Origin of the sequence: Eubacterium sp. Marseille-QA0814 (genome assembly GCF_965119675.1) — a bacterium.
GTDB lineage: Bacteria > Bacillota > Clostridia > Lachnospirales > Lachnospiraceae > Eubacterium_G.
Genome location: NZ_CBCPMG010000001.1, coordinates 1,848,786 through 1,873,120, shown reverse-complemented (window position 1 = coordinate 1,873,120; position 24,335 = coordinate 1,848,786). Strand labels below are relative to the sequence as shown.

Annotated in this window: 21 protein-coding genes; 19 read left to right on the top strand and 2 right to left on the bottom strand. The window is 33.3% G+C overall.

The genetic code is table 11. The features are described 5' to 3' along the window. Positions 1–5: 5 nt before the first annotated feature. The 5 genes from ACQY63_RS08645 to pfkB all read left to right on the top strand — a co-directional run bounded on the left by ACQY63_RS08645 (position 6) and on the right by pfkB (position 4,847). Positions 6–740: an ABC transporter ATP-binding protein gene (locus ACQY63_RS08645; protein ID WP_428245060.1), complete on the top strand. Its 735-nt coding sequence runs from the start codon at positions 6–8 to the stop codon at positions 738–740. Beyond that, positions 710–1,666 (top strand): SufB/SufD family protein, encoded by a 957-nt coding sequence (locus ACQY63_RS08640; protein ID WP_412623115.1) that lies wholly within the window; start codon positions 710–712, stop codon positions 1,664–1,666. Before ACQY63_RS08645 ends, ACQY63_RS08640 begins: the two co-directional genes overlap by 31 nt. A 234-nt stretch (positions 1,667–1,900) precedes the next feature. After that, positions 1,901–3,235 (top strand): cation:proton antiporter, encoded by a 1,335-nt coding sequence (locus ACQY63_RS08635; protein WP_022165988.1) that lies wholly within the window; start codon positions 1,901–1,903, stop codon positions 3,233–3,235. Positions 3,236–3,353: 118 nt separating this feature from the next. Then, positions 3,354–3,878, top strand: coding sequence for a spore maturation protein (locus ACQY63_RS08630; protein ID WP_022165987.1), 525 nt, complete (start codon positions 3,354–3,356; stop codon positions 3,876–3,878). 57 nt (positions 3,879–3,935) lie between these two features. After that, on the top strand, positions 3,936–4,847 hold the full coding sequence (pfkB, locus tag ACQY63_RS08625; RefSeq protein ID WP_022165986.1) for a 1-phosphofructokinase: 912 nt from the start codon (positions 3,936–3,938) through the stop codon (positions 4,845–4,847). Positions 4,848–5,064: 217 nt separating this feature from the next. On the opposite strand, the gene ACQY63_RS08620 is transcribed toward pfkB, so the two are convergent. Continuing rightward, a complete protein-coding gene (locus tag ACQY63_RS08620) occupies positions 5,065–6,885 on the bottom strand; it encodes a DUF885 domain-containing protein (protein ID WP_428245059.1) in 1,821 nt (606 codons plus the stop codon). Positions 6,886–6,999: 114 nt separating this feature from the next. Between ACQY63_RS08620 and manA the strand changes: the two genes are divergently transcribed. The 12 genes from manA (at position 7,000) to ACQY63_RS08560 (ending at position 20,733) form a co-directional block, all read left to right on the top strand. Next, the gene (manA, locus tag ACQY63_RS08615) at positions 7,000–7,926 is read left to right on the top strand and encodes a mannose-6-phosphate isomerase, class I (protein ID WP_022165984.1); all 927 of its coding nucleotides are present in this window, start codon (positions 7,000–7,002) and stop codon (positions 7,924–7,926) included. Between the two features lie 24 nt (positions 7,927–7,950). After that, on the top strand, positions 7,951–9,912 hold the full coding sequence (locus ACQY63_RS08610; RefSeq protein WP_428245058.1) for a BglG family transcription antiterminator: 1,962 nt from the start codon (positions 7,951–7,953) through the stop codon (positions 9,910–9,912). Between the two features lie 170 nt (positions 9,913–10,082). Further along, entirely contained in the window at positions 10,083–10,526 is a 444-nt protein-coding gene (locus ACQY63_RS08605) for a PTS sugar transporter subunit IIA (protein ID WP_022165982.1), read from the top strand. Positions 10,527–10,566: 40 nt separating this feature from the next. Continuing rightward, the gene (locus ACQY63_RS08600) at positions 10,567–11,703 is read left to right on the top strand and encodes a PTS fructose transporter subunit IIC (protein ID WP_022165981.1); all 1,137 of its coding nucleotides are present in this window, start codon (positions 10,567–10,569) and stop codon (positions 11,701–11,703) included. A 104-nt stretch (positions 11,704–11,807) separates the two neighbouring features. Next, complete coding sequence (locus ACQY63_RS08595) at positions 11,808–12,119, top strand: PTS fructose-like transporter subunit IIB (protein ID WP_022165980.1); 312 nt, start codon at positions 11,808–11,810, stop codon at positions 12,117–12,119. Positions 12,120–12,378: 259 nt separating this feature from the next. Next, the gene (locus tag ACQY63_RS08590; RefSeq protein ID WP_022165979.1) at positions 12,379–12,642 is read left to right on the top strand and encodes an HPr family phosphocarrier protein; all 264 of its coding nucleotides are present in this window, start codon (positions 12,379–12,381) and stop codon (positions 12,640–12,642) included. Positions 12,643–12,653: 11 nt separating this feature from the next. Then, positions 12,654–14,348 (top strand): phosphoenolpyruvate--protein phosphotransferase, encoded by a 1,695-nt coding sequence (gene ptsP, locus ACQY63_RS08585; protein ID WP_022165978.1) that lies wholly within the window; start codon positions 12,654–12,656, stop codon positions 14,346–14,348. A gap of 270 nt (positions 14,349–14,618) precedes the next feature. Continuing rightward, a complete protein-coding gene (locus ACQY63_RS08580) occupies positions 14,619–15,452 on the top strand; it encodes a Cof-type HAD-IIB family hydrolase (protein ID WP_022165977.1) in 834 nt (277 codons plus the stop codon). Positions 15,453–15,487: 35 nt separating this feature from the next. After that, positions 15,488–16,252: a DeoR/GlpR family DNA-binding transcription regulator gene (locus ACQY63_RS08575; protein WP_022165976.1), complete on the top strand. Its 765-nt coding sequence runs from the start codon at positions 15,488–15,490 to the stop codon at positions 16,250–16,252. Positions 16,253–16,589: 337 nt separating this feature from the next. After that, complete coding sequence (locus ACQY63_RS08570; protein WP_022165975.1) at positions 16,590–18,944, top strand: glycyl radical protein; 2,355 nt, start codon at positions 16,590–16,592, stop codon at positions 18,942–18,944. Positions 18,945–19,004: 60 nt separating this feature from the next. After that, positions 19,005–19,916: a glycyl-radical enzyme activating protein gene (locus ACQY63_RS08565; protein ID WP_022165974.1), complete on the top strand. Its 912-nt coding sequence runs from the start codon at positions 19,005–19,007 to the stop codon at positions 19,914–19,916. A 139-nt stretch (positions 19,917–20,055) separates the two neighbouring features. Then, a complete protein-coding gene (locus ACQY63_RS08560) occupies positions 20,056–20,733 on the top strand; it encodes a transaldolase family protein (RefSeq protein ID WP_022165973.1) in 678 nt (225 codons plus the stop codon). Positions 20,734–20,884: 151 nt separating this feature from the next. Here ACQY63_RS08560 and ACQY63_RS08555 read toward each other — a convergent pair whose 3' ends face one another. After that, complete coding sequence (locus ACQY63_RS08555; protein WP_022165972.1) at positions 20,885–21,859, bottom strand: Yip1 family protein; 975 nt, start codon at positions 21,857–21,859, stop codon at positions 20,885–20,887. Positions 21,860–22,169: 310 nt separating this feature from the next. Between ACQY63_RS08555 and ACQY63_RS08550 the strand changes: the two genes are divergently transcribed. Next, positions 22,170–22,892: a LytR/AlgR family response regulator transcription factor gene (locus tag ACQY63_RS08550; protein ID WP_022165971.1), complete on the top strand. Its 723-nt coding sequence runs from the start codon at positions 22,170–22,172 to the stop codon at positions 22,890–22,892. Then, positions 22,892–24,148 (top strand): sensor histidine kinase, encoded by a 1,257-nt coding sequence (locus ACQY63_RS08545; RefSeq protein WP_022165970.1) that lies wholly within the window; start codon positions 22,892–22,894, stop codon positions 24,146–24,148. The genes ACQY63_RS08550 and ACQY63_RS08545 overlap by 1 nt, the downstream gene beginning before the upstream one ends. The last annotated feature ends 187 nt before the right edge of the window (positions 24,149–24,335 follow it).

The following is a 24,335-nucleotide window of genomic DNA, read 5'->3' as shown; positions in this document are numbered from 1 at the left end:
AAATTGTGCTTAAAGCAGAAAATTTATCACTTTATGTAGATGATGAAGGGGAAGAAAAGTGTCTCCTTAATGATATTTCATTTCAGGTTGATGATGGGGAAATGCTTGTTATTACAGGTCCAAACGGAGGTGGAAAGTCCACTTTAGCCAAAACATTAATGGGTATTAACCATTTGAATAGTGGAAAAATTATATTAGACGGTGAGGATATAACAAATTTTGACATTAATCATAGGGCAAATGCAGGAATTGGCTATGCATTTCAGCAACCACCAAGATTTAAAGGTATGACAGTTTTAAGACTTTTAAAACTTGCGTCAGGAGAAAATCTTTCAGATGAAGAATGTTGTAATCTATTGAAAGCCGTTGGTCTTTGTGCAAAGGATTATATTCACAGACAGATAGACGGAACACTTTCAGGTGGAGAGATGAAGAGAATTGAGATTGCATCTGTTCTGGCTAAGGAACACTCACTTTGCATTTTCGATGAACCGGAGGCAGGAATTGATTTGTGGAGTTTCTCAATGCTTATACACAAGTTTGAAGAAATCCATACAGAGAAAAAACAAAGTCTTATTGTAATTTCACATCAGGAAAAAATTATTAATATGGCAGATAAAATCATGATTATTGATAATGGAAAGATAAAAAAAATAGGCACTAAAGATGAGGTTCTACCATATCTTACCGGTGTGCAGGAATGTCATAAATGTGCAGAAGAATTGGAGGGAAGAGCGTAATGGTGAAGCTTAACAATGTAACTGAAGAAGTTTTAAATGTTATTAACGATAATGAATTTAGCCAAAGCGGTGCCTTCAATCTTAGAGAAAATGGCGTATCTATTTGTCATGGAGACAGTGAACACATTAAGATTAGAAAAAAAGAAGACAATCCGGGAATAAACATTTATATTGACGGAAAAACAAACGGTGAATCAGTATATATACCGGTGGTTGTTAGTGTTTCAGGTATGATTGATCTTGTTTATAATGATTTTTACATTGAAGATGGGGCAAACGTAAACATAATTGCCGGCTGTGGAATTCATAATAGTGGTTGCAATGAAAGCAGACATGATGGTATTCATACTTTCCACGTTGGAAAAAATGCAAATGTACGCTACGTGGAGAAACACTATGGCGAAGGTAATGGAACAGGCGCAAGAGTTTTAAATCCTGTTACAAATATCATTGTGGGAGATAATTCTGTTTTTACTTTGGATACAGCGCAGATTGAGGGTGTAGATTCAACTGTTAGAGAGACAAATGTTGAACTTGGAAAAGAAGCCAAGCTATATGTAACTGAGCGTCTTATGACAAGTGGTGAGCAGAAGGCAGAGTCAAATATTGAAGTTCAGCTTAACGGCGAAAACAGTTCGGCACAGATAGTTTCAAGATCCGTTGGAAAAGGAAATTCAGTACAGACATTCCATCCAAATGCCATTGGAAATAACAAATGTCAGGCCCATATACAGTGTGATTCAATTATTATGGACAAGGCTGAGGTTGGTTCAATACCGGAAATTAGAGCAAAAAACATAGATGCGGCAATTATTCATGAAGCTGCAATAGGAAGAATTAATGATGAACAGCTTCTTAAGTTAAGAACATTAGGTTTAACAGAGGAAGAGGCTGAAGCAGTTATTATACAAAACTTTTTAAATTAAAAAATATAGTGTCAAAAGGTCATAACCCAAATTGTGTAAAAACAGGTGGAGTTATGACCTTTTAATGTTGTAGTTTTGATTACAGAGATTGTTATGTGTTACGTACTTTTATAAACCCACAAAAAACTTAAATTTATTAGTTGAATTTACTAAAATAAGGTGTTATTATGATTCAGGTTGTAAAATAAATTTTACATAACTATATTCTAAATACATAGAAAAGAGGTCGTGAAAATGGAAGAATATGGATATCTATGGCAACTTGCTTTAATATTAGCAAGCACTAAACTTTTTGGTTTGGTAACAAAGAGATTCAAAATGCCACAAGTAGTAGGCGCGTTATTAGCAGGACTTATTTTAGGACCGGCAATTTTAGGTAACTTGTTAAATGGTGTTATGGTTGGGGGACACGATTTAGGTGCTTTAACATTATATCAGACATCATTTATTGATCATATGGCAGAAATAGGCGTAATTGTTCTTATGTTCTGTGCAGGTCTTGAAACTGATATTAACGAATTAAAAAAATGCGGTTTAGCGTCATTTGTAATAGCAGTTGTAGGCGTAATCGTACCATTAATTGGTGGTGGATTATTTACATATTGGTTCTTAGAAGCAGGCTGGATTGAACCTGCAAAGGCTTCATCATTATTTATGCAGGCTGTTTTCGTAGGTGTAATTCTTACTGCAACATCAGTTAGTATTACAGTTGAAACATTGCAGGAAATGGGCAAGTTAAAAACAGCTTCAGGTAATGCAATTTTAGGTGCAGCCATTATTGATGATATTTTAGGTATTATTGCACTTACAATTGTAATCAGTTTAGGTGGAGAAAGCGGAAAGGGTGCAGAAACAACACCACTTGGAATGGTATTATTAAAGATAGTATTATTCTTTGTATTTGTTGCTGTATTCGGATTTATTGTTTACAAATTATACAAGAAATGGTGTGAACATGACGGAAAAGGAATGCACAGACATGCTATTATGGCGTTTGTAATCTGTCTTCTTATGTCATTTGCAGCAGAATATTTCTTTGGTGTTGCAGATATTACAGGTGCCTTCTTTGCAGGTGTAATTATTTCAATGACACAGAAAGATCAGTTTATTGCATCAAAATTTGATGTTGTAGCATATATGCTTTTAAGCCCAATCTTCTTTGCAAGTATTGGCCTTAAGGTAGATGGTAAGGCAGTTGCAAGTATGGGAATTTTAATTGTTGTATATGCAATTGTATTAACAATTATTGCCATTATTACAAAGATTGTTGGTTGTGGACTTGGTGCAAAAGTATGTGGATATAAAAATTACCAGTGCCTAAGAATTGGTGTCGGTATGGTATCCAGAGGTGAAGTTGCATTAATCGTTGCAAACAAAGGTATCGAGGCAGGACTTATGAGTTCTGAACTTGTAGCACCTGTAATTATCGTTGTTATTGCAACAACAATCATTACACCTATTGTACTTAAACCTGTATTTTTGAAGACAGGTCAGGATGTTGTAAAAGAAAGTAAGTTAGTCGAAAACATTGAGAACAGAGATAAGTACAACAGACCAATAGAAGGCTAAAATATTTAATAAATACAAGTTATATACCTCTTTATCGGATGCCCGGTAAAGAGGTTTTCCTTTTTTGTTCTCGAATAAAATTTCTATGCATAGATTTATAAAAAAGACAGGGTTTCGTATGGAGATTTTAGTTAAACTATCTTCTTTTATAATTCCGGGAGTAATGCTTTTTATTACAATATACGGAATTAAAAGTAAGAGAAATATATATGATGATTTTGTTTCGGGAGCAGCAGATGGGTTAAAAACAGTGGTAAAAGTTTTGCCAACGTTAATTGGACTTATGGTTGCTGTAGGTGTTTTAAGTGAATCCGGCTTTATGGAATTTTTAGGAAAATGGTTGGGAAAAATAACTAATCCTTTAGGTTTTCCGGGAGAACTTATGCCGGTTACAATTGTAAAAATATTCTCTTCATCGGCAGCAACGGGTATGGTTCTTGATATTTTTAAAAGATATGGCCCTGATTCATATCTTGGTATAGTTACTTCATTAATGATGAGTTGTACGGAAACTATATTTTATACAATGTCTGTATATTACATAACTGCAAAAGTAACGAAAACAAGATGGACTTTGCCTGGTGCAATTTTGGCAACAATTGCTGGAACAATTGCCAGTGTAATACTTGCAAAATTAATGTAAATACTATATATTTTGATTAGATATTTGTCAGAAAAATAAAATATATAGGAGGCAAAAATGATTTATACAGTTACATTTAATCCATCTATTGACTACATTGTTTCAGTGGATGATTTAAAGTTAGGATTGGTAAACAGAACATCAGAAGAGCTTTTGTTCCCGGGTGGAAAGGGAATTAATGTATCAATGGTTTTAAGTAATCTTGGGTTTGAAAATACAGCTCTTGGATTTTTAGCAGGATTTACAGGTGAAGCTATTGAAAGCATGTTAAAGAGCAACAGAGTAAATGCTGATTTTATACAGGTTGCAGAAGGCATTACAAGAATTAACGTTAAGATTCGTGCTCAGCAGGAAAGCGAAATTAACGGTATGGGACCTGCAATTAAGAAAGAAAACATTGACGAATTATATAAGAAATTAGATCAGTTGCAGGATGGTGATATTTTAGTTTTAGCGGGAAGTATCCCAAGTGTTATGCCGGAAACAATGTACAGTGACATTATGGAATATTTACAGAACAAGGATGTTAAGATTGTTGTTGATGCAACTAAGGATTTATTACTTAACGTTCTTAAATATAAACCATTCTTTGTTAAGCCAAACAATCATGAATTAGGTGAAATTTATGGTGTTGAATTAAAGACAAGAGAAGATGTTGTTCCGTATGCAAAGAAGATGCAGGAAGAAGGCGCAAGAAACGTTCTTGTATCAATGGCTGGCGAAGGTGCTGTATTAGTTGCTGAAGATGGACAGGTTTACAAGAGTCCATGTCCAAAGGGCAAGGTTAAAAATTCTGTAGGTGCAGGAGACTCAATGGTAGCCGGATTTATTGCAGGTTATTTAGAAACAGGCGACTATAAGGAAGCACTTAGAAAAGGTTTATTAACAGGTAGTGCAAGTGCATTTAGTGATAATTTAGCAACTAAGGAAGAAGTTGAAGAATTAGGCAAGACTTTCCAGTTAGACTAAGTATTAAACAGAATTAGAGAGTCTGATTAATAAAATAATTAATAAATAAAATCACTCTGAAGTATAATATTTTAGTTTATGGGTGAAATTTAATTAAACTAAAGCTTGGTAAAATTTAATATATTAATTTATAAAATGAGCAGAAACTCTAATTAGAAGTTGGGTGTGTTGACATTCAACTATAATTTGGAATTTCTGCTTATTTGCTTATGTAATGTTAATAATAATATTCTAACCACTTCTCAACTACATCAAAGCTTGTAGGTCCAATAGTTAGAAAACTATTATGAAATCTTTTTGTATCGAATTCTACTCCAAATTTTTTCGTGAATTTATTCTTTAGATTAATAATTTCTAAATAGCCAACATAGTATTGCAAATAATTTGCAGGCTCTTCAATTACAGCCTCGTAAATTGAATTACAGGCATTGTCATCAAAAATACTATAAGTTGACAGAAACTTTTTTGTGCCCTTACGGTTCCAACCTTCATAGTTAATTCCAATATCACAAAGAGAATAGAGAGCCAATGAGTATGAAGTGTTACAACTTAAAGCTCTGGCAACAATAGAGTCTTTGTATTGATATTTATAGGAAAAAATTTCCGTATAAGTTGCCCAACCTTCGGAATAGCCACCAAAATTTAATATGTGCCTAATGGGAGAAGGATTAGTTGAGGCAAAAAAATTGTTTTGATACATATGTCCCGGTATTCCTTCGTGTGCTAAAGTGGCATAAAGATTTTGCCCTTTATTCTTTTTTGAATTATTAATATAAATATTGTTTTTGTTCTTACTGTCAATTGCCGGTGACAAATAAAAAGCAGGACTTAAGTGTTTTTCTAAGGTTTTATCAACATACTTAATATTAAAAGAGTAATTTTGTTTTATTTGAAAATCCCCGGAACTTTTTTTCGTAAGTTCTTTTAAAATATCTTTTGGAGATTTAGCCACTGACAAACGTTCAGCAGCGTCCAACTTCTTATCTAATGAAGGACTTATGCTGTACAAAGAATAGAGACTTTTCATATCCTTTGTTATCTGTTCCTGAATCATTGCTTTTATCTCTAATATGTTTCTGTTACTACCGGTATAGGTTTTAACCAGATACTCGTAATAATTTTTGCCGTTTGGCAAATTACATAGACCACCTTGGTTTTTACAATAGCCCTGCTTCATTAGAGAGGAGAGAGTACTAATAATGAGATTGTAACCTGAGATTACACTGTTTTGTAAATATTTTTTATTTTGTGCAATAAAAGCCTGTTTTTGTGACCCACTTAAAAAAGAACATTCATTGATTTTTTGTACAAAAGATTTGTGTAGAAGGTTATTTTCAGGGACTTTGTCACCAACAAAATCCTGACATTGGTTAATTATGTTTTTGCAACAAAATGAGCTGATAAACACATTTTCCTTTGCTTTCAGTTTTTGAAAATCACAAATGTCCTTAAAGTAGTCGTAAACCTGGGACAAAAGCTTTAAATATGTGGTAATGTCCTGCTTGTTTTTAAAAGTATATTCAGAAAAAAGTATGGGAAGTTGGGACTGAAGACCTGTTGTGGGACTTAATATTTCTGAGCATAAGCATAAATCAGCAAAATCAAGCTGATTATTAAAATAACCGGCTAAGGTATCGTATGTTATTTTCTGTTTAACAGATAATTGATTATAATTGAATTTTTTTAAAATATTAATTTGGTTTATGTAGAATTTCTGACTATCCATCATGGATTGATAACTGTATTCTCCGAGAGTTGGTTCTTTCACATTAATATTCCATTTTTCCGGGTGTTCCAAATAAAAATGCAAACTTAAGTAGTCATTAGACAGATTAATTTTAAAAAGCTGATTAGTATACAAGTCAAAATTATACTGATCCTGATTTTTGTAATGGGGTGTTGAATCCGCATAATCGTTACTTGGGGAATGATTATAAAAAGCTGCAAAAAAGTAAGTTATGAAGATAAAAGTAACTAAACCAATAATAAAAACAGCTAAAAATTTTTTTGATTTTAACATTGAGTTTATATTTTTCATTTGAGGCTCACCGAAAAACTAATTATTATAGAATATGGAAAGTCGCGTAAAATTATGATATTTTAGAATAGTATGATAAAATATCATTTAGTAAAGGGAAGAAAGAGGTGGATTATGTCAATTTTAATGTTACATCCAGTATTTAAGGATGCCATTTGGGGCGGTAAACTATTAAAAAACTTTGGATACGAAGAAGCCGGGGATAATGCAGGCGAGTGTTGGGGAATCAGTGCTCATCAAAACGGAGACTGCACAGTTGCAAATGGAGAATTTGCAGGCAAAAAGCTTTCATGGTGTTATGAAAATCATAGAGAATTGTTTGGAAACATAAAAGAAGATGTTTTTCCTTTATTAATTAAAATAATTGGAGCAGAGGATGATTTAAGTATACAGGTTCATCCTAACAACGAATATGCAGCAGAACATGAAAACGGTGCATTAGGAAAAACAGAATGTTGGTATATTTTAGATTGCAAAGAAGATGCTACTATTGTTATTGGTCACAATGCCAAGGACAAAGCAGAGTTAGAAGACATGATTAGAAACAAAAAATGGAACGACTTAATCCGAGTTATTCCAATTAAGAAGGGAGATTTCTTCCAGATTAATCCGGGATGTCTTCATGCTATAAAAGGTGGAACTTTATTAATAGAAACACAGCAAAGCAGTGATGTTACTTACAGAGTTTATGACTATGACAGACTTCAGAATGGTAAGCCAAGGGAACTTCACGTTCAGCAGAGTATTGACTGCATTACTGCACCACATGTTGACTATAACGAAGAAAAAGTTGTAGAAAAACATGATGGCATGACTAGCGAAAAATTAGTTACATGCCCATATTACACATTGGAAAAATGGGACGTTGATGGAGAATATGAATTCAAGATGGACAAGCCATTTTTAAACGTAAGTGTAATTGACGGTAAGGGAGAAGCTGACGGAATTAAAGTTAAGAAGGGGGATCACTTTATAGTTCCTGCAACAATGGACAGTTGCGGTTTTTCAGGAAAAATGACAGTAATGGTATCTTACTGCTAAAGAAAAAAGAAAGTTGGGGAATATATGTTATCAGAAAGAGGACTTCAGATAATTGAAAAGTTAATAGATAACAATCGTGTGTCGATTACATCAAAGACTCTTGCATTATATCTAGGGGTGTCAGAAAGAAGTGTAAAAACTTACATTAAGGAAGTGTCTGATTTTTGCGAAGAACACAAGATGATATTAGAAAGAAAGCCGGGCATAGGTTTTGTTGCTAATTTTACAGACGAGCAAATCAGTCAGATTAATGAATTAAAGAGAGACAAGAAAATCGTAATGTCTAAACGCCAGAGAATGGGATATATTATGTATATTCTTTTAAGTGGCTGGGACACATATACGTTATCATTATTTTCAGAGGAATTAAATGTCAGCAAAAAAATGATTGGTGACGACATTAATTCCATATCAAAAGAATTAAAAAAATACGGAATCAAAATTAACAGAGTGGCAGGACATGGTGTTTTTATAACAGGAGATGAATTTTCCATTAGAAAAGCCATGAAAACATGCTGCACATACGCAATCGGAAGCAAGGTAATAGAGGAAACTTACGATTACCGAATGAACATAGAAGAAGAGGAACTTTGGATAAATAACTTTGGAAAAGATAATTTTGAAAAATCAATAGAAGTTATTCATGCGGTAGAAGAAAAGTTTGACGTGGCATATACGGACTATAGTTTCAGAATGTTGGCAGAATATTTGTCTATTCAGTTGTTCAGAACAAGAATGGGAAATGTAATAACTGAGGACATTTATATTCCTGAAACATTTAATAGAAATGAGAGTCTTGTAAATATGGTTGTGGAACATTTTGAACAGCTAGGAAAAGTAAATCTAAACGAATATGAGAAGCAGTATATTGATATTTTATTTGCTTCAGCAGCAGTGCAAACTGCGGAAAATGCAAATAAAGTCCACATGATTTCAGAATTTGAAGAAAAAAATAAAGAAATCTGCGAGGAAATGCTGGAATATCTTTCAGAAATTTTGAATATAAATCTTTTAGACAATGAATTATTAAGGACAAGTTTGGAAGGTTTTATACCGGCATCAATTGTTAGAACAGCTTATGGAATTGAAGTTAAGAATCCGTTCTTATCAGATATAAGGGAAATGTATTCGGGAATTTTCGCCACATGTTTTACATTAGGAAAATTCTATGAGGAATACAGTAAATCCATACCTACAGATCATGAAATATCATTTATTGCCCTATATTTAGGTGGTGCTTTGCACAGAAATGTTAAAAATGTGAAAGCTGTTTTAATTGGAACAAGCGGTATTGCAGCAGCAAATATTGTCGCCAGAAAAATAGAAAGTAAAATATCTGATATTAAGATTGTAGCCATACTTTCATCAGGCAAAATAGATTGTATTGACGATTATGAATTTGATATTGTATTATCAATGCTTCCAAACTTCAAATACAATGACAAAGTTGTTTATATTTCACCAATTGTAAGTAAAACTGACGAGAAAAATATAAAGGATGCCTGCTTTGAGACTCTGTCACATCCGAAGCTTGAAAAAGATAATTTTACGGATATGATAGACAAAGATCATATTCTTTACGTTGAGGAGAAGGTCGATAGAGATTTTGTCTTAAAAGCAGCCTGTAAACAATTAGTAAACGAGGGATATGTTACTAAAGAGTTTTACAATGATGTTCTAAAAAGAGAAAACATTGAGCCTACTGCAATTGGTAACGGCGTAGCAATTCCTCATGGAATGCCGGGAAATGTTATTAAGCCAAAAGTATATGTTATTAGTTTAAAGCATCCACTTAATTGGGGTGGGAAAATGGTAAACGTTATGTTTTTACTTGCATTAAACTTCAATAACGTAACAACAACAAAGGCATTTTTCTCAGATTTTGCACGAATTGTCGGTTCGGAAGAGAAACTTGAGAAGTTCAAAAAATTAGACAATGTTCAAAAAATGGAGCAAAATCTTAAAGAAGAGTTGCATTGGAAGTAAAAAATATAAGACAATTAAAAATGTTTCAATCCCAGTGGATAAAAAGCTTATTGAAAATTGCACTAACTTTAGTGCAATTTTCTTTTTTTGCGACAATTGAAAAAAAATAAATATGTAGCTAGAATAAAATCACGCAGAGGTGATAACTTAAAGAGAAGGAGGACAAAATTTTGGCTAAAGAACTTATGAACGAAGCAATCGTAATGTTCGATGTTGAAGCTAATAGTGCTGAGGAGGTAATCAGACTTATAGCTGATGCAATGGACAAGGACGACAGACTTATTGACAAGGAAGGATATGTAGCGGACGTTTTGGCTAGAGAGGCAAGCTCAAGTACAGCAGTAGGTTTCTCAGTTGCTACACCTCATTCAAAGTCAGTACATGTTAAGGAACCATCACTTGCATTTGTTCGTCTTGCTAAACCAATGAAGTGGGATGATTCAGAAGAAGTTGATATGGTATTCCAGATAGGTGTTCCATCACCAGGACAGGGTGACAGACATCTTGAAATTTTAGCTGGTTTGTTTAGAAAAGTTATGCATGATGACTTTAGAGAACAGCTTGCTAATGCAAAAACAGCCGATGAGGTTATTAATCTTATAGGCGCAGTTTAAAACCTAAATAGGTAAAAGATTATGTGATAGGAGAAAAGTTATGAAAGAATTAGTTGATATTTTAAAACACACTAAAACACATCTTATGAATGGTGTATCTTACATGATTCCAGTTGTTGTTGGTGGTGGTATTTTAATGGCTATTGCCGTTTTATTAACAGGTCAAGGAGCAGCTCCAGTATGGGGTTCAGGAATTCCTTACTGGTTATGGACAATCGGATCTGATGCTCTTGGATTAATGTGTCCTGTATTCGCAGCATACATTGCTTATTCAATCGCTGACAGACCTGGTATTGCAGTAGGTATGGCAGGTGGATTTATGGCATTGAACATTCCTACAGGTTTTGCTGATGGCGCTGTTAAAACAGCTTCAGCAGGATTTATCGGAGCAGCTATTGCTGGTTTACTTGGTGGTATTATTGCTCATTACTTAAAGAAGATTCCACTTCCTAAGTCAATGCAGTCACTTAAGTCAATTATCATCATTCCAGTAATTGGTGTATTGGTAGTTGGTATTATAATGTTTGCATGCGGAACACCTATTGCAGCATTCATGACATGGTTAGAAGATGTTATGAGAAACATGGCTCACGGAGATCATGGAAACTTAGCACTTGCAGGTATTAGTGCTTTAGCAGCACTTATGATTGCAACAGACCTTGGTGGTCCTGTAAATAAAGTTGCTTACTCAATCTTAATGGTAGCATTTGTAGGTACAGGTATTTATACATTTGCAGCTCCAGTTGGTATTGCTATTTGTGTACCTCCAATTGGATGTGGTGTTGCATCATTACTTTTAAAGAAGAAGTTCTCAAAAGAAGAACAGGATGCAGGTATCGGTGCTATAGCAATGGGCTTCTGTGGTATCACAGAAGGTGCTATTTCATATACAGCAGCAGATCCTGCAAGAATGATTCCTATTAATATGATTTCATCAGCAATTGCCGGTGGTATCGCAGGATTCCTTGGAGTTGGTGCTAAGATGTCAGCTTGCTGGGGAGGTTTAATCGTAGCTCCTGTTATTCAGGGTGAAAGCTTCTTAGCTGGTTGGCCATTTTACATTATTTGTATCTTAATTGGTGTTGCAGTTTATGTACTTCTTTGTGCATTACTTAAGAAAGATTATGTAGCTCCAGAACCAGAAGATATGGGAGATATTGATATCTCATTTGAATAAGATAAAGTTTTTGAATTACAACTGAACACTAAATGAGAACCACTTTTTAGTGGTTCTCATAAATTAAAAAAATAAAATTATTGTATGAAAGAGAGTGATTAGATATGAAATTTTTAGCAGTTACAGCTTGCCCATCAGGGGTAGCACATACTTATATGGCAGCTGAAGCAATTCAGCAGGCATGTGAAAAAGCAGGAGTTGAATGCAAGGTTGAAACACAGGGTTCAATCGGAATTGAAAATCAGATTACAAAGGCAGATGTAGAATCAGCAGATGCTGTTATTCTTACAACAGATATGCCTATTAAGAACGTTGAAAGATTTGACAACCTTAAGAAAGTAAAAATTGGAATCAGCCCAGCAATTAAGCAGGCAGATGCTATTGTAGCTAAAATGATTTCAATGCTTAATGCATAAATAAAGTTTATAAAGGATTAGCCAAAATCCTGCTTTTATGAAGCGTTATTACTTGATCGATTATAGGCATTTATGATCATAGAAATGATATAAGGCAGGTAGTTATTGCCTGCCTTATAAAAAAATATAAAGCACATGAAAGACTTTAATAATGATATAGGAACGATTAATTAAAGTAGAAAATTATTGCATAAGCAATTAACATATATGAATTATTAAAGAAAAAAGAGAGAGATTTTTAAATTAGGAGGAAATTAAAATGGTAAGTAGAACATTAACAGTAAACAATCCGGAAGGATTACACATGAGACCAGCAGGAGTTGTAGCAAAGGAAATGGGAAAATTCGCATGTGATGTTACAATCGTATTTGGAGATAAGAGAATCAACGCAAAGAGCCTTATTAATATTATTTCAGCTTGCATTAAGAAAGGTGCAGAAGTAACTTTCGAATGTGATGGAGCTGACGAAGAAGAAGCAATGGCAAAAGTTGTTGAATTAGAAAGCCAGAATTTTGGTGAATAAGAGGTAAGATTATGTACAAGGGTATTGCAGGTTCTGAGGGAATCGGAATCGGAAAAGTTGTTATAATTGAAGAACATGAAATTAACATTGAAAATAAGAAAGTAACAGATACTGATAATGAAATTAAACGTCTTCAGGATGCCATTGAGAAGTTTGTAGAAATTACAAATCAGATGGCAGAAAAAATGGATGTTACAGTTGGCAAAAAAGATGCAGATATTCTTAGAGGACATATCCAGATGCTTCAGGATCCTATGATTGAGGAGCAGATTTCTACTCTTTTAGTAGCTGAAAAGATTACAGCAGAAATGGCTGTAGACCAGGTTTTAGAGCAGACAGCAGAAATGTTTGCACAGATTCCTGATGAATTACTTCAGCAAAGAGCAACAGATTTTAGAGATATTAAAACAAGAATGATTAAAATTCTTCTAGGTATTGAAGAAGTCGATATATCACAGGTACCAGCAAATACTGTTTTGGTTGCCAGAGATTTAACACCATCAATGACAGCAGGAATTAACCCTGATAATATTGCAGGAATTTTAACAGAAGTAGGTGGTAGAACGTCACATTCAGCAATTCTTGCAAGAGCAATGGAGATTCCAGCCGTACTTAGTATCGAAGGTATTTGCAGTATTGTTAAAAACGGTGACGTAGTTGCGATAGACGGTACAAGTGGAGAAGCAATTGTAAATCCTGATGAGGATACTGTAAAAGAATATGAACAGAAATTAGCTGATTACAAGAAAGAAAAAGCTTTACTTGCAGAGTATGCCGGAAAACCATCAGTAACAAAGGATGGTACAAAGGTTGAATTAGTTTGCAACATTGGAAAACCAGAAGATGCAAAGAAAGCTGTTGAATGTGATGGCGAAGGAATTGGTTTATTCAGAACTGAATTCTTATTTATGGATAGAGACAGTGTTCCAACAGAAGAGGAACAGTTTGAAGCTTACAAGTCAGTAGCTGAAACAATGAAGGGTAAACCGGTAATCATCAGAACATTAGATATTGGTGGTGACAAGGCTATTCCTTATTTAGGATTAGAAGAAGAGGAAAATCCATTTTTAGGATTTAGAGCTATTCGTTATTGTTTACAGAGAACTGATTTATATAAGACACAGCTTAGAGCTTTAGTAAGAGCAAGTGCATTTGGAAAGATTAAAATAATGGTTCCATTAGTAACTTGTGTGGACGAGCTTCGTAGCGTTAAGGCAATGGTTGCTGATATTATGAAAGAACTTGATGGTGAAGGAATTGCATATAACAAGAATCTTGAGATTGGTGTTATGATGGAAACTTCAGCAGCATGTATGATTGCTGATATCTTAGCAAAAGAAGCAGCATTCTTTAGTATTGGAACTAATGACTTAACAGGTTATACAATGGCAGTTGACAGAGGAAATGCTAAGGTTGCATATCTTTACTCAACATACCAGCCGGCTGTACTTCGTTCAATTAAGAGAATCATTGAATGTGGTAAGAAGGAAGGCATTATGGTAGGTATGTGTGGTGAAGCAGCAGCAGATTCTAAGTTAATTCCATTACTACTTGCATTTGGTCTTGATGAGTTTAGTGTAAGCGCAACAAGCGTATTAAAGACAAGAAAGACGATTTCAAATTGTACAGTAGAAGAATGCAAGGCATTAGCTGACAAGGTAATGCAGTGCAATACTGAAGAAGAGGTTTTAGATATTTTAAAATAAAGTTAGCATAGCATAAACTCCCCCGGCGCGTGTACCAGATAGTTAATTGAAGGTGCACGCGCTTTGGAGGATTTTTGTATTTATAAGGTAAATATGCTAATATGAGTAATGGTTCATAAATGCAGGAAGTTATTTTTTATACTATGAAATTACGTGCTAAATTAATGTGTGCTTTGTGTTAGGAGTAGCATAAACTACATGTTACATTAAATAACCAACCTTGCAGGATATGATAATATACAAAATATACACAATAGGCAGGAGGATAAGATGGACATTAAACTTATTGCAACAGATGTAGATGGAACTTTAGTAGGGGCAGACCATATGGTAATTCCAAAGGTAAACATAGAAGCAATGAATATGGCCAAGGAAAAAGGAATTATTAACGTTATCAGTACAGGTCGTTCACTAAGTTTGACAGCAGGTGAAATCGAAAAATTAGGTTGTATTGACTATGCTGTAATTTCAAATGGTGCGGCAGTTGTAGACTTAAAAGACAACAGTGTGATGACAAGCTGCTATTTAGATAAGAAAAAAGTAGAAGAAATTGTAAATATTTTTAATAAATATCCATTAGTATATGAAATTTATGCTGATAAAAAAGGGTTTATAAGCCAATATACATATGATAATTTCAGAAAATGTTCATTACCAAATGAATTCATGGATTATTATAAAACAAAAATGGAAATGTATGATGATCCAATGGATGTTGTTAGAAACACTAATGTTGAAAAGTTTAATGTGGATTACACACCCGAAGAATGTATTGAAGATTTATATAAGGATTTAGAAAAAGTAACAGATATAGTTATAACAGCCGGCTTTAAGGGAAATGTTGAAATTACAGCAGTTGGTGCAGACAAGGGAAAAGCACTTAAGTTCCTTTGTGACGAGATTGGTGTAGACATGAAGAATGTAATGGCATTCGGTGATTCAGGAAATGATGTAACAATGTTGACAGAAGCCGAAGAGTCCTACGCTATGGTATCAGGAAACGAACTTGCAAAAAAAGCGGCAAAGTATGTAACAAAACTTTCTAATGAAGATGGTGGTGTTGGAGAAACAATAAAAGAGTATTTGACAAATACTGAAAAATAAATGAAAATAGAACTATCAATACTAAGGAGGAAATTATGCTAGCTAGGGAAAGACAAAATAAAATTGTAGAGATGGTGAATGCTAATGGTTCTGTCTTAGTAAAAGAATTAAGTGAAATGTTCGAAGTCACTGAAGATAGTATTAGAAAAGATTTATCATTATTAGAAAAGAAAGAACTGCTTAAGAAAACATACGGTGGAGCAGTAAGAAACAGAGTCAATACTCATGAACTCTATGTTTCTCAACGTAAAGGAAAAAACGTTGAGGAAAAAAAGAAAATTGCAAAAAAAGCATTTGAGTTAATAGAAGAAGGAGATTTTATTTTCTTAGATATCTCAACTATTAATATAGAGTTGATTAAGTTAATTGTTGAAGCTAACCTTAATGTTACTGTTGCAACTAACATGATTGATGTAATGCTTGGTTTTACAGCATCTTTAGATACCAATTTGATTTTCGTAGGTGGTAAGTTGAACAGAGGACGTGATGGCTTTATTGGTTCATATACTAATAAACAAATTGGCGAATTCAGTTTTGACAAGGCATTCATGGGAGTTGTAGGTGTAGACATTAAGAGAAACAAAGTTTACACATATACAACAGACGATGCATTAACCAAAAAAGTCATTATGGAAAATAGTGAGAAATGCTATATGCTAATGGAAAGCACTAAGTTTGCAAGAGAAGGTAATTACAGATATTCTTCAATAGATGAATTTGAAGGAATTATTTTAGATGAAGAACCAAGTGAAGAAGTACAAAAGCATTTGTCAGACAAGAAAGTAACAGTTTTATATTAGGAAAACTACAACTACAAATTAAGATAAGACGTTGCATTAATGAATTTGATTTAGTGAAAAAATCAGATTAATTAATGTGACGTTTTTCTTTTAAAACAATGTAGATTTTTGTATAATATTGACTATAAGATAAGAGCGGAAAAATATAAAAATAAAAAAGTATATGATGGAAAAAAATACATATTTTCCATACAAAACATAATAAATGTATAAAAAATGGGACTTTTTTTAACTAGAAACAATAAAAAACAATAAAAAGTAATAAAAAACAATAAAAAATCGTTGACTTAGGTTAAACAGGGATGTACAATTAAATTATCAAATAGGAGGTGGAACTATGAGTGATTTAATCAAAACAGATAGAATTGAAACATTGAAGAATAGAATGTTATCTCTTCCTAGATATGCTTCAATAGAGCAGGCAAAAATTATTACAGACACATACAAAGAGCATGAGGGAGAACCAAGAATTATGCAGAGAGCATATTCACTTAAGAATGCTCTTGAGAAAATAAACATAAGCGTTGAACCAGAAGAATTAATTGTTGGAAATAGAACAGCAGGAGTTAGATATGGAGTAGTATTCCCAGAGAGCGGTAGCACATGGGTAGATAAGGAATTTGAAACTCTTCCAACAAGACCCCAGGACAAATTTAACGTAAATGAAGATGACATTAAATATTTTAGAGATGTTATTTATCCATATTGGCAGGGAAAATCATTAGAGGATGTTCTCAGATCAAGATATGGTGAAGAAATTGATGAAATTGCAAAGGTTGTTAAGATTAACCAGAAAGACCATGCACAGGGACATATTAACCCTGACTGTGAAGGTTGGTTAAAGAAAGGGCCGGCTGGATTAAAGGCTGAGGCTGAAGAACATTATGCAAAGGAAACAGACGAAGATAAGAAACTTTTCTATAAGAGTGTTGTAACTGTTATGGAAGGAACAATTAATTTTATACAGAGATATCGTGACCTTTTAAACGAGCAGGCTGATGAAAATCCTGAATGGGCTGATAACATGAGAAATGTTGCAAAGATTTGCGATAACATTTCAAAGAGACCGGCAGAAACATTTCATGAAGCAGCTCAGGCATTATGGTTCTTATTCGTTATTTTACAGATGGAATCAAATGCATCATCTTTCTCACCGGGAAGAGCCGATAATTTTATGTATCCATATTATAAGCATGATATTGATGCAGGAATCGCGGACAATCAGTCAATACTTGAAATTATCGAAAGCTTATGGCTTAAGTTCAATGAGATTGTTTATATGAGAAATAAAAACAGTGCCAAGTTCTTCGCAGGTTTCCCAATTGGATTTAATATTGCAGTTGGTGGTCAGGATGAAAACGGAGAAGCTTTTGAAAATGAATTATCATATTTATTCTTAAAGGCACAGGAGCACATTGGTCTTCCACAACCTAACCTTTCAGTAAGATTGTGTGAAAAGACAAGTGATAAATTATTGAAACAGGCAATTAAAGTTGTTTCTTTAGGAAGTGGTATGCCACAGTTCTTTAATGACAAGGCTATCGTTCCAGCAATGATTGAAAATTTAGGCGTTGAAGAAAAGGATGCCAGAAATTATGCAATTGTTGGTTGTGTAGAACTTACAACACAGGGAGATAACTTAGGCTGGTCTGACGCAGCAATGTTTAACTTAAACAAGGCATTAGAACTTACATTAAATAATGGTAAGTGCTTAATAACAGGAAAACAGTTGGCACCTGACAGAGGTAACTTAACAACATTTGATACATTTGAAGATTTAGAGAAAGCGTTCAAGGAAAACATCGATTACTTTATGGATAAGATGATTCTCGCATGTGAACAGGTTGAACAGGCTCATATGGATCTTCTTCCAACACCTTTCTTATCATCAGTAATCAAAAACTGTATGGATAAGGGAATGGATGTAACAAAAGGTGGAGCAAAATACAACTTATCAGGCATTCAGATGATTCAGATTGCAAACCTTGCAGATAGTTTGGCAGCAATTAAACAGTTAGTATATGATGAAGGAAAAGTTAGCAAGGAAAGATTGTTAAAAGCCCTTCAGACAAACTATAAAGACGATGAAATCCTTAGAACAATGCTTCTTAACAAAGTTCCAAAATACGGAAATGACGTAGAATGGGTTGATGAATTAGGAGCAAAATGGGCAGGATATTTCAGAGAAAGAATTGGAAATTTCAAAAACTATCGTGGTGGAAAATATCATACAGGAATGTATACAGTTTCTGCGCATGTACCTATGGGTGAAAATGTTGGTGCATCTCCTGATGGAAGATATTCAGGAACACCATTAGCAGATGGTGGTATGTCACCGGTATATGGTCGTGACGAACATGGCCCTACAGCAGTTCTTAAATCAGTATCAAGACTTGATAAGAACTGGACAACAAACGGTGGACTTCTTAATATGAAGTTTTTACCTGAATTCTTTAAGACAGAGAACGGAATTGATAAGTTTGCTAAGATGCTTAGAACATTTGTAGATTTAGAAATTCCACATATTCAGTTCAACGTAGTTAATAAAGAAGACTTGTTAGCAGCTAAGAAGAATCCTGAACAGTATAGAAACTTAACAGTTCGTGTTGCAGGTTATACAGCATATTTCGTAGAACTTGCAGGAGAATTACAGGATGAAATTATTGCAAGAACAAGTTATAACGATATCTAAAAAACTCCGGTGGTTGAACCACCGGAGATAACATAAAAGTGTTTGGAAGGGATGAGTCATATGAAAGGATATGTTTTTGATTTTAAAAGATTTTCAACACATGATGGTAATGGAATACGAACTACAATTTTTTTAAAAGGGTGTACTCTTAATTGTGTATGGTGTCAGAATCCGGAAGGCATTTCCATAAAGCAAAGACCACTATATTTTCCAAACAAGTGTATTCATTGTAAGACTTGTGTTCACCTGTCAGAAAATGGTGGTGTAACAGAAGAAGAGGGCAAGATTAAATTAGATGTTTCTAAGGAAGAAGATTGGGAACATATAATTGATAGTTGTCCGGCAGTTGCATTGACAATGGATTCAAGGAAAATGACAGTAGAGGAAGTTGTAGAAGAGGCCAGCAAAGATGCACCATTTTTTAAGTACGGTGGTGGAGTTACTCTTTCGGGCGGTGAACCTTTATACCAGCATGAGTTTGCAATTGAAGTTTTAAAAGAATTAAAGAAAAAGAACATTGCTACAACAATTGAAACTGCTTCTCACATACCAACAAGAATATATCAGGAAGCAATGAAGTATATTGATCATGTTTTTGCGGATTTGAAAATTATTGATTCAGCAGACCATAAGAAATATACCGGTGTGGACAATGAACTTATAAAACAGAATTTGGAATGGTTGTTATCCTCAAAGAAAGCGAAGGATGTAATTATAAGAACACCTTTGATTCCGGGAATGACTACCAGTGAAGAAAACATTGCAGGAATTGCAAGATTCATATCAGATATTTATCCTGATGTTAAGTACGAGATACTTAATTACAATCCATTAGCACAGGCAAAATATGATATGGTTGACAAGCAGTTCTGTTTTGAAGATAACCCACCGTTATATAGCGATGAACAAATGAGAGCATTTGGAAAAATTGCTACAGATAATGGAGTAAAAAATCTCATTTTAGAAATATAGTGTAAGTGCAGAAGACAAAGGTCACAATATCTAAAATAAATTACAGATAAAAATTGAAATTAAAGATTAATATGTACCTAATTAACTTAATGTTAATTTAAATAAACAATAAAGAAAGAGAAAATTTGGAGGTATCAAAATGAAATTTATTATTGATGATGCAAACATAGCTAAGGTTAAGGAAATTTGGGATTTATATCCATGTGATGGTGTAACAACTAACCCATCAATTCTTGCAAAAAGCGGAAGAAATCCTTACGAAGTTTTATCAGAACTTAGAGAAATCGTTGGAAAAGATGGCGAGCTTCACGTACAGGTAGTATCAAAAGATGCTGAAGGAATGATTAAAGAAGCTGGCGTTATTAGAGAAAAATTAGGAGAAAATACATTTGTAAAGATTCCTACAACTCCACAGGGCTTAAAGGCTATGAAGACTTTAGCACCACAGGGAGTAAATATTACAGCTACTGCTATTTACACACCAATGCAGGCATTCTTAGCTGCAAAGGCTGGAGCTAAATACACAGCACCTTACATTAATAGAATAGATAACTTTGGATACAATGGCGTACAGGTTGCTATGGATATCCAGGATATTTTTGAAAATAACAATCTTCCATGTGAAGTTCTTGCAGCAAGCTTTAAGAACTCACAGCAGGTACTTGAACTTACAAAATACGGAATTGGTGCAGCAACAATTGGTTGCGAAGTTATTGAAAACCTTATTAAGAATAAGGCAATTGATGCAGCAATCGATGTATTCAATTCAGATTTTGCTTCAATTACAGGCGAAGGGAAGACAATGGCTGATTGCTAATTCACAATCTCTTTCTAATAGGCGGGTTTCACCTACGGGTGGCCCGCTGTTTTTTTTATATAATAAGAAATTCCTTTAGAATTTCTTATTATATAAAAAACGTTCCACTAGGGAAGCACACTCGTGCGAAAGGAAAAATGTTGCTTTCCAATTAAAAATCCCAGTCACTATAACTATCATAGCTACTATATCCGCCTAAACTATTAGAAATAGATGAACCTACCATTGATGCAGCCATTGAAGCTACAATCGCAACGGCAACAATAGTTAAAACAAAAGAAATTAATAAAGCATATCCTTTTTTGTCAGAGCTAATATCAGCTAAATCAATATAGCTAATTATAAACATTAAGGATGCATATATCATTCCGACATATAAAACTAACATTCCCAAAAGCGGAATAATCATCATTAATATAACTGAAACCACAAGTACGATAGTATTAATAAAAGCATTAACACCTACTAATGAAACAGCATCGCTGAATTTCATCGAACCTTTAAAGAATGTACTTGTTGTTAAAACGAGTAAACCAGCCAATGCAAAATAGTAAGCTGCAAATATTAAAGCAAACATAAGTGAGACTGAAAAAGCAGAATTACTTATAAGCGAACCCAAAATAGGTATACGGTATAAAGCTGTTGCACTTGTACTAATAAGTATAAAAAACATAAGAAATGTTACGATTATATTTGTGCAAATCATTAAGATGCCGTAGGTAGAATCTTTCTTATCTGCGAATTCTTTTGCAATACCTGTTGGTGATTTAAAGAAACTTGTGAATTTTGAAAAGATGAATTTAAACTTTTCAAAAACAGCATTTGCTTTACCAGCTTCGAAAGTTGCTTTAGTATCTGAGGAGTTACTGTTTGCATTTTCATTAGTTGCTGACTGTGAATTGCTATTCTGATTTTTATCTTTATTGCTTGAAGAATTATTATTTTCAGAAGCAATGGAGCTCTCTGCATTTACAGAATTAATGTCAGATTCTGGGTTGCAAGTGTTTGGGTTTGTAGTTTCATTATTAGAGTTTTGTGCATTTGGATTAGTTGTTACATTATCCTGGCAGTTGCACACTTCGCCGTCTTCTAGCGGTTTACCGCAGTGGATACAAAATTTTGCCATTGTTATCCCCCTCCTAAATTATTATTAAAATATATTTAAACAGATTATTATATGAAAAGAATTATAAGAATCTGATTAAACGTTACATAAACTTAGATAATTGTACAAAAAAAAGGAGTAATATGTCAAATTATGCAAAAAGCTCATAGGATAAATACAAAAAAATAGTGTAGGTAGTCAATAAATATTTTAAAATATTAGAAAAATAAGGTCGAAAAGATTCATAAATAATGATAAAATAAAGATTATATGAAAAATTGTACAGACAAAAGGATAAATGTAAAAAAGTGTTCAGGAGAAAGGAATCTGTATGCATATAGTAGTGTGTGATGACGATAAAGGTTGTTGTACAAAAATAGAAAAATGGGTGAAGGAATACAAAACTATAGAAAGTGTCGATATAACAGTGGACGTTTTTTATAGTGCAGAGACTTTAATTGAAAAAATGAAAACAGGATATTTTTTCGACATGATATTTCTAGATATAGAATTACCGAAAAAAACAGGAATTGATTTAGGAAAAATTATTGTAGAAAAATATGATGAACGCTTAGTAAGTATAGTATTTATTTCAGGTAAAAATATTTATTGCGAAAAGCTGTTTGATTTGGAACCGCAGAATTTTCACTTGAAACCTATAGAAAAAGAAATGGTTTTCAATGATTTGAAAAAATATGTGGATAGAAATAGAAACAATAGAGCAATTTTAAAGTACAATGAAAACGGTGTGAAGAAGGGTATATACATTGGAGATATAATTTATATTGAGGCTCGTGAGAAAAATCTGGATGTATATACTAATGATGGAAAGATGACACAAATTCGAGGAAGCATCAAGAACATAGAAGATGAATTTGGCATGTATTACATAGTTAAGTGTCATAAATCCTATGCAGTAAATGCAAAGTATATAGAACGTTATGTTAATAAAAATCTTATATTGAGTAATGGAAAAACTATAGCTGTTGGCAGAAAATATGTACAAAAAATAAAAGAAATATGGTCTAAGTACGAGGAGGATTCGTTTAGATAATGGAAACTATAATTTTTTTAGCAACAGGAATTTTACAGGTATATGAAATAGATATATTATGTAAAGGTTTTTTCAAAGAACAGAGAACTAATAGGATACAATCTTATATGGCATATTTTATAACATATTGTCTCATATCTTTTCCATATTTACTATTTAATATTCCGGTATTAAATACAGTATGCTCTTTTTTAGGAATTATCGTAACGGCTATTACATATAAAGGAACAGTTAAGAAACAAATAGCATCTGTATTTCTATTTATGGCGACAATGTGTTTGTCTGAAGGGATAGTGGCATTTGGTGTAGGAGCCTTTACCCCGGAAGTATTCCAACGAAATGAGTATTATTCATTAACAGGAACAGTGTGCCTTCCAATCGTTCAGCTTGTTGTAGTATTGTTGTTGAGAAACTTTAGCAACATACGTGACGGAGAACATATTTCAGCAGTATATTGGATAATATCAATATTCCTACCAATATCATCAATAGTAATGTTTTATCTATTTTGTAGAAATATAACACACAATGATGTTGCAATTATAACTTGTGTAATTATTTTGATTGTTATAAATGTTTTCGTTTTCTACTTATATGATGAGGTGGCGAAAAATTACAAGTTAGAAAGTAAAAGTAGAGAGCTGGAGTTACAAACAAAATATCAGGAACAACAGTTGAAAACAATGAATGATTCTGTTGAAAAAATCAGAGCATTAAAACATGAATTCAAGAAACATTTTTCCATGCTGGAAACTTTAAGTGAAAGTAAAAATTATGAGGAACTTAACAAGTATTTGCAGGAAATTAATGCAGGCTTTAATCAGGCAAACAAATATATAGAGTCCGGAAATATAGTAATTGACAGCATACTAAATTACAAACTTCAGGAAATGTATGAAAAGGACATAAAAGTAGACACAGAAATTGTACTGCTGGAAAAACTGGACATATCATTTTATGATTTCAATATTATTCTGGGAAATCTCCTTGATAACAGCATTGAGGCAGCAGAACAAACAGAAGAAAAGTACATAAAAATTTATATAACCTATAGAAAACACAAATTAGACATTGAGATACATAATACTACAAATAATAAAGTGGATATGAACAATGTAAAGACAACCAAAAAAGATACAGTAAATCATGGGTATGGAATCAAAAACATAAAAGAAATTTTGAATAAGTACGAAAGTGTATATGATGCAGAGCAGGATGGAAATATGTTCAAAACAAAAATGTGCATTTTCATGTAAAAAGATAACCTTAAAAAGTTTTTATTTTGAAAAGCTGCTTAAATTTTATTATTAGGATATTTAAGTAGCTTTTTCTATATGATAGGAAGTCCTTTTATGCTACTTATAAATCTACAAATTCCGAGAAAAAACAAGAAAAATTTCTTAAATTGCAAGAAAAAAGTGTCGTTCATTCCCAAAAAACTAC

Coding starts and splice junctions, on each gene's coding strand:
- ACQY63_RS08640 (WP_412623115.1), top strand. CDS start 710: ATGTGCAGAAGAATTGGAGGGAAGAGCGTAATGGTGAAGCTTAACAAT.
- ACQY63_RS08635 (WP_022165988.1), top strand. CDS start 1,901: ATGGAAGAATATGGATATCTATGGCAACTTGCTTTAATATTAGCAAGC.
- ACQY63_RS08630 (WP_022165987.1), top strand. CDS start 3,354: ATGGAGATTTTAGTTAAACTATCTTCTTTTATAATTCCGGGAGTAATG.
- pfkB (WP_022165986.1), top strand. CDS start 3,936: ATGATTTATACAGTTACATTTAATCCATCTATTGACTACATTGTTTCA.
- ACQY63_RS08620 (WP_428245059.1), bottom strand. CDS start 6,885: ATGAAAAATATAAACTCAATGTTAAAATCAAAAAAATTTTTAGCTGTT.
- manA (WP_022165984.1), top strand. CDS start 7,000: ATGTCAATTTTAATGTTACATCCAGTATTTAAGGATGCCATTTGGGGC.
- ACQY63_RS08610 (WP_428245058.1), top strand. CDS start 7,951: ATGTTATCAGAAAGAGGACTTCAGATAATTGAAAAGTTAATAGATAAC.
- ACQY63_RS08600 (WP_022165981.1), top strand. CDS start 10,567: ATGAAAGAATTAGTTGATATTTTAAAACACACTAAAACACATCTTATG.
- ACQY63_RS08595 (WP_022165980.1), top strand. CDS start 11,808: ATGAAATTTTTAGCAGTTACAGCTTGCCCATCAGGGGTAGCACATACT.
- ACQY63_RS08590 (WP_022165979.1), top strand. CDS start 12,379: ATGGTAAGTAGAACATTAACAGTAAACAATCCGGAAGGATTACACATG.
- ptsP (WP_022165978.1), top strand. CDS start 12,654: ATGTACAAGGGTATTGCAGGTTCTGAGGGAATCGGAATCGGAAAAGTT.
- ACQY63_RS08580 (WP_022165977.1), top strand. CDS start 14,619: ATGGACATTAAACTTATTGCAACAGATGTAGATGGAACTTTAGTAGGG.
- ACQY63_RS08575 (WP_022165976.1), top strand. CDS start 15,488: ATGCTAGCTAGGGAAAGACAAAATAAAATTGTAGAGATGGTGAATGCT.
- ACQY63_RS08570 (WP_022165975.1), top strand. CDS start 16,590: ATGAGTGATTTAATCAAAACAGATAGAATTGAAACATTGAAGAATAGA.
- ACQY63_RS08565 (WP_022165974.1), top strand. CDS start 19,005: ATGAAAGGATATGTTTTTGATTTTAAAAGATTTTCAACACATGATGGT.
- ACQY63_RS08560 (WP_022165973.1), top strand. CDS start 20,056: ATGAAATTTATTATTGATGATGCAAACATAGCTAAGGTTAAGGAAATT.
- ACQY63_RS08555 (WP_022165972.1), bottom strand. CDS start 21,859: ATGGCAAAATTTTGTATCCACTGCGGTAAACCGCTAGAAGACGGCGAA.
- ACQY63_RS08550 (WP_022165971.1), top strand. CDS start 22,170: ATGCATATAGTAGTGTGTGATGACGATAAAGGTTGTTGTACAAAAATA.
- ACQY63_RS08545 (WP_022165970.1), top strand. CDS start 22,892: ATGGAAACTATAATTTTTTTAGCAACAGGAATTTTACAGGTATATGAA.